This is a genomic window from Pseudomonas defluvii (assembly GCF_001695625.1).
GTDB classification, from domain to species: Bacteria; Pseudomonadota; Gammaproteobacteria; order Pseudomonadales; family Pseudomonadaceae; genus Aquipseudomonas; species Aquipseudomonas defluvii.
Map to the genome: position 1 here is coordinate 1 of NZ_MBPN01000308.1, position 712 is coordinate 712.

Here is a 712-nt window from a genome sequence, read left to right on the forward strand (position 1 = left end):
TGACCGCCAATGCGGCCTATACCGGTAACGCAATGATGGCCGTGTGCGTGGGCCCGGGGTGGAATCGGGCGCAGGGGATGTCTGCGCGGTTGGGTAAACGAGTGGTGAAACTGGCAGAGGCGGGCGCCAAGGCTTGGCTATCTCGCGGCAACATCGACTTTGCGCAAGCTGCCAAACGGTTGATTGCCCGAACGGCGACCTGGGCGGCGCTTGGTGCAATTGCTGCGGGTGTTGAGGCGTGGCAGGTGTCCAAGGATATTGCGGGTGCGAGTAGTGAGGATGAAGAACGTTTACTCAAACTGAAGTGGGGTGCACTTATAGGAATGAGCGGTGTTGCAACCGTTCAGATCGTAGGTGCTGTTTTAGGTTACTGGTTCAACTTTGCCTGGATCATGTCCTCACCGGTTACCATGATTCTGGCCGCACTTGGTATGGCCTATTTACTGTTCTCGGCGCGTGCCAACCTCTACAAGCGCGAAGGCTTGCGCCTCTGGTTGTACCGCTGTAGCTGGGGCAAGGCACCGGAGGACAGCTGGGTTGGCATTGACGGCCATAAAACCCAACTGATGGCTTTGCTGGAGATCCTGCAGCGGCCCAGCGTCTGGGCCCGGGCGGTATACACCTACCCGGACCGAGGGCCACAACGTTGCCTGGGGTTCTGGGTGCAACTGCTGCTCCCCGCTACGCTGGCGGGCAGTATTGTCCAACTGCA

Annotated in this window: 1 pseudogene; it reads left to right on the forward strand. The window is 59.1% G+C overall.

The features are described 5' to 3' along the window. Positions 1–712: pseudogene (locus EKA13_RS28005) on the forward strand (T6SS effector BTH_I2691 family protein); the annotation flags it as partial.